The 9,285-nt window shown below is 61.3% G+C and carries 12 protein-coding genes and 1 pseudogene; 6 read left to right on the forward strand and 7 right to left on the reverse strand.

Annotated elements, in window-relative coordinates:
• Positions 1 to 9 precede the first annotated feature (9 nt).
• From ACIPLA_RS23830 to ACIPLA_RS23840, 3 genes are all read right to left on the reverse strand, one after another.
• The gene (locus ACIPLA_RS23830; protein ID WP_218398887.1) at positions 10 to 1,275 is read right to left on the reverse strand and encodes an ABC transporter permease; all 1,266 of its coding nucleotides are present in this window, start codon (positions 1,273 to 1,275) and stop codon (positions 10 to 12) included.
• Between the two features lies 1 nt (position 1,276).
• A complete protein-coding gene (locus ACIPLA_RS23835) occupies positions 1,277 to 1,987 on the reverse strand; it encodes an ABC transporter ATP-binding protein (RefSeq protein WP_401176457.1) in 711 nt (236 codons plus the stop codon).
• A gap of 156 nt (positions 1,988 to 2,143) precedes the next feature.
• Positions 2,144 to 2,737: a DUF2796 domain-containing protein gene (locus ACIPLA_RS23840; RefSeq protein WP_218398885.1), complete on the reverse strand. Its 594-nt coding sequence runs from the start codon at positions 2,735 to 2,737 to the stop codon at positions 2,144 to 2,146.
• 135 nt (positions 2,738 to 2,872) lie between these two features.
• Here ACIPLA_RS23840 and ACIPLA_RS23845 point away from each other — a divergent pair, with 135 nt between their 5' ends.
• Entirely contained in the window at positions 2,873 to 3,220 is a 348-nt protein-coding gene (locus ACIPLA_RS23845; RefSeq protein ID WP_218398884.1) for a hypothetical protein, read from the forward strand.
• A 118-nt stretch (positions 3,221 to 3,338) separates the two neighbouring features.
• On the opposite strand, the gene trxA is transcribed toward ACIPLA_RS23845, so the two are convergent.
• The 4 genes from trxA to ACIPLA_RS23865 are packed head-to-tail and all read right to left on the reverse strand — an operon-like array spanning position 3,339 to position 5,520.
• Positions 3,339 to 4,211: a thioredoxin gene (gene trxA, locus ACIPLA_RS23850; protein WP_052967072.1), complete on the reverse strand. Its 873-nt coding sequence runs from the start codon at positions 4,209 to 4,211 to the stop codon at positions 3,339 to 3,341.
• A 31-nt stretch (positions 4,212 to 4,242) separates the two neighbouring features.
• Entirely contained in the window at positions 4,243 to 4,350 is a 108-nt protein-coding gene (locus ACIPLA_RS23855) for a hypothetical protein (protein ID WP_401176490.1), read from the reverse strand.
• Between the two features lie 52 nt (positions 4,351 to 4,402).
• A complete protein-coding gene (locus ACIPLA_RS23860) occupies positions 4,403 to 5,059 on the reverse strand; it encodes a class I SAM-dependent methyltransferase (RefSeq protein WP_401176462.1) in 657 nt (218 codons plus the stop codon).
• Positions 5,056 to 5,520: a YbaY family lipoprotein gene (locus tag ACIPLA_RS23865; protein ID WP_218398882.1), complete on the reverse strand. Its 465-nt coding sequence runs from the start codon at positions 5,518 to 5,520 to the stop codon at positions 5,056 to 5,058. The genes ACIPLA_RS23860 and ACIPLA_RS23865 overlap by 4 nt, the downstream gene beginning before the upstream one ends.
• A 117-nt stretch (positions 5,521 to 5,637) precedes the next feature.
• Between ACIPLA_RS23865 and nrdR the strand changes: the two genes are divergently transcribed.
• The 5 genes and pseudogenes from nrdR to ribH all read left to right on the forward strand — a co-directional run.
• Positions 5,638 to 6,102 (forward strand): transcriptional regulator NrdR, encoded by a 465-nt coding sequence (gene nrdR, locus ACIPLA_RS23870; RefSeq protein ID WP_007906838.1) that lies wholly within the window; start codon positions 5,638 to 5,640, stop codon positions 6,100 to 6,102.
• Entirely contained in the window at positions 6,099 to 7,232 is a 1,134-nt protein-coding gene (ribD, locus tag ACIPLA_RS23875; protein WP_218398881.1) for a bifunctional diaminohydroxyphosphoribosylaminopyrimidine deaminase/5-amino-6-(5-phosphoribosylamino)uracil reductase RibD, read from the forward strand. Before nrdR ends, ribD begins: the two co-directional genes overlap by 4 nt.
• A gap of 47 nt (positions 7,233 to 7,279) precedes the next feature.
• Positions 7,280 to 7,957 carry a riboflavin synthase gene (locus ACIPLA_RS23880; protein ID WP_123720561.1) on the forward strand — a complete coding sequence of 226 codons (678 nt, stop codon included), beginning with the start codon at positions 7,280 to 7,282 and terminating at the stop codon, positions 7,955 to 7,957.
• Between the two features lie 31 nt (positions 7,958 to 7,988).
• Positions 7,989 to 9,080, forward strand: a complete 1,092-nt coding sequence (gene ribBA, locus ACIPLA_RS23885) for a bifunctional 3,4-dihydroxy-2-butanone-4-phosphate synthase/GTP cyclohydrolase II (protein WP_007906834.1) — start codon at positions 7,989 to 7,991, stop codon at positions 9,078 to 9,080.
• Between the two features lie 91 nt (positions 9,081 to 9,171).
• Positions 9,172 to 9,285: pseudogene (gene ribH / locus ACIPLA_RS23890) on the forward strand (6,7-dimethyl-8-ribityllumazine synthase); the annotation flags it as partial.

Genomic DNA, 9,285 nt, shown 5'->3' on the forward strand with positions numbered 1-9,285 from the left:
TTAACGTCCTCATAGTCGGATCGACAGGCCATCGGCCAAGGATTGGCGATAAGCACGCCAGGCCGGCACGCTGCCCATCAGCAGCGCGGCGATCAGGATGCCACCGAGCAGCGTCCATTCATATTCACTCGGCCAGGCCAGCGGCAAGTACAAGCCGTAATTCGCCTGCACGTAACCCTGCGCCACAGCGATGCACACATACAGCAGCGCCACACCGGCAATTACTCCGGACAACGCCAGGGCAAAGGCTTCCAGCACCAGCAAGGTCGCGATGTGCCACGGCCGAGCGCCGACCGAGCGCAGAATCGCCATCTCGCGGCGCCGCTCGTTGAGGCTGGTGAGAATCGCCGTGAGCATGCCGATCAACCCGGTGAGCACGACGAACAGCGAGACGACGAACAAGGCTTTTTCCGCCGTGCTCATCAAACTCCACAGCTCCTGCAATGCCACACCCGGCAGGATCGCCAGCATCGGTTCGCCACGGAATTCGTTGATCTCCCGTTGCAGCGCAAACGTCGAAATCTTGCTGTTGAGGCCGAGCATGAACGCAGTGATCGCTTGTGGCGTCAGGTCCATGTTGCGCGCCTGGTCGGCACTGATCCGGCCATTACCGCGCGCCGGCACGCCGTTGTGCCAGTCGACGTGAATCGCTTCCATCCCGCCGAGGCTGATGTGCAGCGTGCGGTCCACCGGGGTGCCGGTGCGTTTGAGAATACCGACCACGGTGAACGGTTTGTCGTCGTGTTTGACCAGGCTGATCACCGCCACGCCATGGGCCAACACCAGTTTGTCGCCGAGCTTGTAATGCAGTGCATCGGCCACTTCGGCGCCGAGCACCACTTCGAATGGATCGCTGGCGAAGGCGCGGCCGTCGGCCAGTTCGAGGTGCTGTCGATGGCCGTACTGGTAATGCTCGAAGTACGCCCCGGTGGTGCCCATCACCCGATATCCGCGATGGGAATCGCCGAGGGACATCGGGATCGCCCACTTCACTTTCGGGTTGTTGGCGAAATGTTCAAAGCTGTCCCAGCGGATGTTGTTGGTGGCGTTGCCGATGCGGAACACCGAATAAAGCAGCAGGTTCACCGAGCCGGAACGCGCGCCGACGATCAGGTCGGTGCCGCTGATGGTGCTGGCGAAACTGGCCTTGGCCTCGGTGCGCACCCGCTCCACGGCCAGCAACAGGCAGACCGACAGGGCGATGGCGAACGCGGTAAGGATCGCGGTGAAGCGACGGTTAGCCAGGCTGGCCATGGCTAGACGAAACAAATACATCTCAAACCTCGGACGGGGTGGCGGCGCGATTGAGATCGGCCAGCGACAGGTGGCGATCGAACAGCGGCGCGAGGCTCTGGTCATGGCTGACAAACAACAGGCTCGACCCGGCTTCTCGGCATTCGGCGAACAACAGGCGAATGAAGTTCTCGCGGGCGTCGTAGTCCAGCGCCGAGGTCGGTTCGTCGGCGATCACCAGTTCCGGCTGACCGATCAACGCGCGCGCTGCGGCGACCCGTTGCTGCTGGCCGATGGACAGCGAATCGGCGCGGCGGCTGAGGATGTTTTCATCCTTCAGGCCCAAGTGGGCGAGCAGGGTGGCCGCGGCTTGATCGACGCTGCCGTGTCGCTGTTTCGCCCGTTCGGCACGCAGCTTGGAGAAGTGGCAGGGCAGCTCGACGTTCTCGCGTACCGAGAGAAACGGCAGCAAGTTGAACTGCTGGAAGATGTAGCCGGTGTGATCGACCCGGAAGTGGTCGCGGGCACCGGCGGAGAGTTCGGTCAGCTCCTGGCCGAGCAGGCGGATGCTGCCGCGATCAGGCTTTTGCACACCGCCGAGCAGGCCCAGCAGGGTGGTCTTGCCGCTGCCGCTGGGGCCTTTGAGGAACAGGGTTTCACCGGGTTCCAGGCGGAACGCCGGGATGTCCAGCAACGGCGGATGCCCGGGCCAACTGAAGCTCAGGTCGGACAGTTCGATGAGTGCTTGGGTCATGGCGCCGATTTCATGGGTTTGTCTCAATTTCACATTCAACACCGATCTCCGTAGGAGCGAGGCTTGCCCGCGAAGAGACCTTTACATTCAACAATGATGTCGACTGTCAGATCGTTTTCGCGGGCAAGCCTCGCTCCTACAGGGGATGGTGTCGGATCAGAATTTCAGGGCGGCCGCCTTGGCCGTCACTTCAACCCCTTGCTGCCCGCTCGGGCTGATCAGTTGTACCTGAATCTTCTGGGTGGCCGGGAATGTGTTGAAGATATTCGCCAGGTCCAGGGTCTTCAGTGCGCCCGGAGCCGAGCAGCTGAATTGGTAATGGGCATGGATTTCGCTGTGGTCATGGTGATGCTCATGACCATCCTTGGCCTCTTCTTCATCATGGTCATCGGCATCCGGCTTGTCACCGAACAGCGGGCTTTCCAGTTCCTGAGTCGCGACCACGCAACCGGCGGCTTTTGGCAGATTGAACAGCACCAGCGGTTTTTCCAGCTGCGCGCGGACGGCGGCGACTTTGGCCTTGTCGGCGTCGGTGGTAGCGGCGTGTTCGAAACCCACCAGGTTCATCGCCGGGCTTTCCAGCTCCAGCTCCAGAGTCTGGCCATCCAGCGCGGCATTCAGGCGACCGACGCCATGTTCGTGGGCGCTGAGGCTGCCATGTTCATCATGATCGTGATCATGCTCGACCGCCGCATGGGCGACAGCCAGCGGCAACAAGGCAAACGGCAAAGCGAGCAGCAGACGGCGCATGACGGATCTCCGGAAAGTAAAATGAAAAGTTTGTTATGTAATCTTATAACGAAAGTGCGGTGAGTTTGACCGTCTGCTTGGCGTTGCGCAAGACCCATGGGAGCATGCGAGTCAGGTATGGGCAGGAGCAGACTTATGTTGCGAATACGCGGAAGCATCGGCGACTGGCCGGTGGATTTGACACTGGAGCTCGATGAAGGCGACTGGGCGCAGCTCGGTGCGCAGTTGCAGGCAGCAAAACCCGAGGCGAGTGTTGCGCCCGCCAAACCGGTGAATCAGGACGATGCGCTGTGGCAGATCGCCCAAGAGTTACTACGCAAGGCCGGACAATTGAGCGGGCCGGATTTGCTGGAGCAGCTGGAAGGATTGACGGGCAGCGCAGCGGCGGGCAAGCGCTTGTTGGTGCGCTTGCGCCACTGTGCAGGCGTCAAAGTGGTGAGCGGCGGGGATACGCCGCTGTACCACTGGATCGAGCCCGCGTAGTAATCGGGTTCACACGGACGGATCGAGTAAGCCGCAAAAAAGATCGCAGCCTTCGGCAGCTCCTACGCGGGATCTGTATTCCCCTGTAGGAGCTGCCGAAGGCTGCGATCTTTTGACGTTAATAGAGAGCAGCGAACAACTTGCGACGGTACGTGGTCACCAGCGGGTGATCGTTGCCCAGCAGTTCGAACACCTGCAGCAAGGTCTTGTGCGGCAAGCCTTCGCTGTAGCTGCGATTGCGGATGAACAGTTTTAGCAGGGCATCCAGCGCCGCGTCGTATTGCTGACGGGCCAGTTGCTGGATCGCCAGTTGATAGACGGCCTCATCGTCCTGCGGATTTTTCGCCAGACGCGCTTTCAGGTCTGCCGCATCCGGCAAATCCCTGGCCTGACCGAGGAACTGGATCTGCGCCTTGGCGCCGGCCAGGGCAGCCTTGTGCTCATCGGTCTTGACCGCGTCGAGCACGATTTGCGCTTCACCCAGTTCGCCGCGCTCAGTCAGGCAGCGGGCGTAGAGGATCAGCGCCTTGGCGTTGGTGTTGTCTTCAGCCAGTAATACTTTGAGGGTGGCTTCGGCGTCGGCGAAACGGCCATCATCGAACAGCGCCTGAGCCTGTTCGAACGGGTCGGCCGCAGCGGGCGGCGGCATTTGCACGTGGGGTTCGAGCATCGTGCGCACAGCCGATTCCGGTTGTGCACCGGCAAAACCGTCCACCGGCTGACCGTCCTTGAATAGCACCACAGTCGGCAGACTGCGAATGCCGAAGCGCGCAACAATGTCCTGCTCGATGTCGCAATTGACCTTGGCCAGCAGCAACTCGCCCTGATAGCTCTCGGCGATGGTTTGCAACATCGGCATCAAGGCCTTGCACGGCGCACACCATTCGGCCCAGAAATCCACCAGCACCGGTTTGTGAAAAGAGTTCTCGATCACCGACTGGTCGAAATCGGCAGTCGTGGCGTCGAAAATGTACGGCGTTTCCTGACTCATGGGGGATCTCGTAAAAGCGTGGATTTGGTCACTATAAGGCTTGGTGGGGGGTGGCCGGAAGCGGTGTGCCATTGAGAGGTGTGCTGCCCGACGGGACGCCTTCGCGGGCAAGCCTCGCTCCTACAGGGTTGGTGTCGATCTTGAAATCAGCGCGGACCTGTAGGAGCGAGGCTTGCCCGCGAAGCTTTTAGCTAGCCACGCCGCGCGTGATAGAGGCTCACATACCGAAACTCTTCGGGTTCGGCCAGATCCGGCAAGGTCATTGCCTCCAGCATTTCGATGCGCTGATACAACGGATGGCGAAAATCCCTCACGCGCGAATCCGCCACCAACGCTTCCCGGCCACGGCTGAGAAACTCGTCGAGCAACGGCAGGTTTGCCCGGTCGTACAACACGTCGGCCACCAGAATCAGATCAAACCGATCGGCCTCGGTGAAAAAGTCCGTCGAGTAGCTGAGCTGCACGCCATTGAGTTCGGCGTTCGCCCGACACGCGGCAATCGCCAACGGGTCCAGGTCACAGGCCACCACTTCCAGTGCCCCGGCTTTCACCGCCGCAATCCCGGCGACCCCAGAGCCGGCGCCGAAATCCAGCACCCGTTTGCCTTCGACCCATTGCGGGTGCTCGGCGAGATAGCGAGCCACGGCCAGCCCGCTGGCCCAGCAGAAACTCCAATATGGCGGCTCGTGAAGAATCCGCCGGGTTTCTTCCGGGCTGAAGGCGCGATCCATGTTGTCGCCGTCGATCAGCCAGAGTTTCAGCTCGGTGCCTGGTAATTCACAAGCAATAAGCTGTGCATCGCCAAGCAGTTCACCCAACGCCTGTTGCAGGTCGAGCGGTGCAATCATGGCGCTTTGACGAATTGCAGCTGACCCAATGCCTGGGTGGTTGGCTGTGTGATCATTTGCGCCGGCAGATGCAGAATCAACTGCCCGGACTGGCTGGCGCGACCACGAAGCTCGACGCGGGCACCGGCCGGAAAGGACTCGGGGTTGAAACGCAGGCGAAACGGCAACACCTGATTGGTGCCGATCAGGCTGGAACTGGCGAGCAATAGTTGCGGACGATCCTTTTCGTCGATCACCAGCAACGCCAGTTCGACTTCGGCACCGGCCGGCACGCCCTGCAGGGTGCCGCTCAATTCACGTTGATAAGCCGGCAGGGGGCCGAGTTCGGTCGACGCCTTGGCTTTCTTCTGCGCCTGTTGCGGTGCAGGGCCGGGCGTTGGCGGCTGGGGCTTGGGCGCATCGCTGCCACAGGCCACCAACAGGCTGAAAAGACTGAGCAAAATGAGTGGTCGTAAAGACATTGGCGGCTCCAGCAAGCGAAATCCATAGACAGCCAGTCTGTATACCGCAAACCCTATGGCTTGTCTTGCCACGGGGATGCGCTACCATGGCCCTCCCATTTTTTGTTGCCTGCCACCATGCACTGTCCCTTCTGCGGTGCCAACGACACCAAGGTCATCGACTCGCGTCTGGTCGCCGAGGGCGAACAGGTGCGCCGCCGGCGTGAATGCCTGGCCTGCGGCGAGCGTTTCACGACGTTCGAAACCGCTGAACTGGTGTTACCGCGCCTGATCAAAACCGACGGCAGTCGCCAGCCGTTCGACGAAGAAAAACTCCGTGCCGGCATGCAGCGGGCGCTGGAGAAGCGCCCGGTGAGTGTCGAGCGCCTCGAATCGTCGCTGGTGCACATCAAACACAAACTGCGCGCCACCGGCGAACGCGAGGTCAAATCCCTCGTGGTCGGCGAACTGGTGATGGCCGAGCTGAAGAAGCTTGATGAAGTCGCCTATATCCGCTTCGCTTCGGTGTACCGACGCTTCCAGGACCTCAACGAGTTCCGCGAAGAGATCGATCGCCTCGCCCGTGAGCCGGTGAAAGAATGACCACACCTCCCGAACAAGCCATCCTCGATGCGCATTACATGGCCCGGGCCCTGGAACTGGCGCGCAAAGGTCATTACACGACGCATCCCAACCCCCGGGTTGGCTGCGTGGTGGTGCGTGACGGGCAGATTGTCGGCGAAGGCTGGCATGTGCGCACCGGCGAACCGCACGCTGAAGTTCACGCCCTGCGCGTCGCTGGCGACAAGGCGCGGGGCGCCACGGCTTACGTGACCCTCGAACCTTGCAGCCACCACGGCCGTACGCCGCCCTGCGCCGATGCGCTGGTGAATGCCGGTGTGGCGCGCGTCGTTGCGGCGATGCAGGACCCGAACCCGGAAGTCGCCGGTCGCGGTCTGCAGCGTCTGGCCCAGGCCGGTATCGCCACTGAAAGCGGCGTGCTGGAAGGCGAGGCGCGCAAGCTCAATCAAGGCTTCCTCAAACGTATGGAACATGGCTTGCCGTTCGTGCGGGTCAAGTTGGCGATGAGCCTCGACGGTCGCACGGCGATGGAAAGCGGCGAGAGCCAGTGGATCACCGGGCCGGCGGCGCGTTCGGCGGTACAGCGTTTGCGCGCCCAGGCCAGCGTGGTGCTGACCGGCGCCGACACGGTACTGGCGGACAACGCGCGTTTGACCGTGCGTGCCGACGAGTTGGGTCTGGACGCTGAACAGACCGCGTTGGCCATGAGCCGTCCGCCGCTTCGCGTGCTGATCGACGGTCGCCTGCGGGTGCCGCTGAATGCACCGTTCTTCAAGGCGGGTCCGGCACTGGTCGCCACGTGTGTCGCGGTGGAAGAACAGTACGCCAACGGCCCGGAATGCCTGATCGTGCCGGGCGATGATGGCCAGGTCGATCTGCATCAGTTGCTGGTCGAACTCGCCAACCGTGGCGTCAATGACGTGCTGGTCGAGGCCGGCCCGCGATTGGCTGGCGCGTTTGCCCAGCTCGGGCTGGTGGACGAATTCCAGATCTTCATCGCGGGCAAGTTTCTCGGCTCCTCGGCCCGACCCTTACTGGACTGGCCACTGGCGCAGATGAAAGACGCGCCCGAGCTCAAAATCACCGAAATCCGTGCGGTTGGCGATGACTGGCGAGTCACTGCCATCCCTGTGCCATCGGCGAGCGTATAATTCCTGGCCATTGCTCTAGCGCTGGCTCTGTTCTCGAGGAGGACTCCATGTTTACCGGCATCATCGAATCCATCGGCAGTATTCGCGCATTGACCCCAAAAGGCGGAGATGTGCGGGTTTACGTAGAAACCGGCAAGCTCGACCTGAGCGACGTAAAGCTGGGCGACAGCATTGCCGTCAATGGCGTGTGCCTGACCGCGGTTGAATTGCCGGGCAATGGCTTTGCGGCAGACGTCAGTCGCGAAACCCTCGATTGCACCGCTATGAATGACCTCAAAAGCGGCAGCCCGGTGAATCTGGAAAAAGCCCTGACCCCGACCACGCGTCTGGGGGGGCATCTGGTCAGTGGTCACGTCGATGGCGTGGGCGAAGTGGTTGCCCGTACCGAGAATGCTCGCGCTGTGGAATTCCGCATCCGTGCCCCGAAAGACCTGGCCAAGTACATCGCCCATAAAGGCTCGATCACCGTCGACGGCACCAGCCTGACCGTGAACGCAGTCGATGGCGCCGAGTTCTTGCTGACCATCATTCCGCACACCCTGAGCGAAACCATCATGGCGTCTTACCAGCCAGGCCGCCGGGTGAATCTTGAAGTCGACTTGCTGGCACGTTATCTGGAACGCCTGCTTTTAGGCGATAAAGCCGCAGAGTCTGACTCTTCGCAAAGGCCGTCCAGTAACATCACCGAAAGCTTTCTGGCCGCCAACGGCTACCTCAAATCCTGAAGCTCAAATTTCGAAAGAAGGGGGGTGCCTTGTGGCGCTCAATAGCATCGAAGAACTGGTTGAAGACATCCGCCAAGGCAAGATGGTCATCCTCATGGATGACGAAGACCGCGAGAACGAAGGCGACCTGATCATGGCCGCCGAGTGCTGCCAGCCTGAACACATCAACTTCATGGCCAAGCACGCCCGTGGCCTGATCTGCATGCCGATGAGCCGCGAGCGCTGCGAACTGCTCAAGCTGCCGTTGATGGCGCCACGCAACGGTTCCGGTTTCGGCACCAAGTTCACCGTGTCCATCGAAGCCGCCGAAGGCGTGACCACCGGTATCTCCGCGGCCGACCGTGCGCGCACCGTGCAAGCCGCTGCCGCCAAAGACGCCAAGGCTGAAGACATTGTCAGCCCCGGCCACATCTTCCCGCTGATGGCCCAGGCCGGCGGTACGCTGGCCCGCGCCGGTCATACCGAAGCTGCCTGCGACCTGGCGCGCATGGCCGGTTTCGAGCCGAGCGGTGTGATCTGCGAAGTGATGAACGACGACGGCACCATGTCCCGTCGCGCCGAACTCGAAGCGTTTGCCGCCGAACACAACATCAAGATCGGCACCATCGCCGACCTGATTCACTACCGGATGATCCACGAACGTACCGTTCAGCGGATTGCCGAGCAGCCGCTGGACAGCGAATTGGGCCAGTTCAACCTGGTGACCTATCGTGATTCGGTAGAAGGCGATGTGCACATGGCCCTGACCCTGGGCACCGTGTGCGCTGAAGAGCCGACGCTGGTCCGGGTACACAACATGGACCCGCTGCGAGACCTGTTGATGGTCAAGCAACCAGGCCGCTGGAGCCTGCGCGCCGCCATGGCTGCGGTTGCCGAGGCTGGCAGTGGCGTGGTGCTGTTGCTCGGTCACCCGCTCGATGGCGACGTATTGCTGGCGCATATCCGCGAAACCGCGGATCACAGCGCAGTGAAAAAACCGACCACCTACAGCATCGTCGGTGCGGGTTCACAGATCCTTCGCGACCTGGGCGTGCGCAAAATGCGCCTGATGAGTGCGCCGATGAAATTTAATGCGATATCCGGTTTCGATCTGGAAGTTGTAGAATACGTGCCCTCCGAATAATGACCGGCAATTTGCGGGCCTGTATTCGCGGTTAACACATCACTGAGGGACGCGTAGAAAACGCGTCCCGGCTCTTTAAGAGATCTAACGAATGACCCTGAAGACCATCGAAGGTACCTTCATCGCCCCTAAAGGCCGCTACGCTTTGGTAGTGGGCCGTTTCAACAGCTTCGTCGTTGAAAGCCTGGTCAGCGGTGCAGTTGAT

The sequence above is a fragment of the Pseudomonas sp. NPDC086112 genome (genome assembly GCF_044746425.1).
Taxonomy (GTDB): domain Bacteria; phylum Pseudomonadota; class Gammaproteobacteria; order Pseudomonadales; family Pseudomonadaceae; genus Aquipseudomonas.

Bases quoted from the DNA above. Each gene is read 5' to 3' on its own strand.
- ACIPLA_RS23830 (WP_218398887.1), bottom strand. From the start codon at position 1,275: ATGTATTTGTTTCGTCTAGCCATGGCCAGCCTGGCTAACCGTCGCTTC.
- ACIPLA_RS23835 (WP_401176457.1), bottom strand. From the start codon at position 1,987: ATGACCCAAGCACTCATCGAACTGTCCGACCTGAGCTTCAGTTGGCCC.
- ACIPLA_RS23840 (WP_218398885.1), bottom strand. From the start codon at position 2,737: ATGCGCCGTCTGCTGCTCGCTTTGCCGTTTGCCTTGTTGCCGCTGGCT.
- ACIPLA_RS23845 (WP_218398884.1), top strand. From the start codon at position 2,873: ATGTTGCGAATACGCGGAAGCATCGGCGACTGGCCGGTGGATTTGACA.
- trxA (WP_052967072.1), bottom strand. From the start codon at position 4,211: ATGAGTCAGGAAACGCCGTACATTTTCGACGCCACGACTGCCGATTTC.
- ACIPLA_RS23860 (WP_401176462.1), bottom strand. From the start codon at position 5,059: ATGATTGCACCGCTCGACCTGCAACAGGCGTTGGGTGAACTGCTTGGC.
- ACIPLA_RS23865 (WP_218398882.1), bottom strand. From the start codon at position 5,520: ATGTCTTTACGACCACTCATTTTGCTCAGTCTTTTCAGCCTGTTGGTG.
- nrdR (WP_007906838.1), top strand. From the start codon at position 5,638: ATGCACTGTCCCTTCTGCGGTGCCAACGACACCAAGGTCATCGACTCG.
- ribD (WP_218398881.1), top strand. From the start codon at position 6,099: ATGACCACACCTCCCGAACAAGCCATCCTCGATGCGCATTACATGGCC.
- ACIPLA_RS23880 (WP_123720561.1), top strand. From the start codon at position 7,280: ATGTTTACCGGCATCATCGAATCCATCGGCAGTATTCGCGCATTGACC.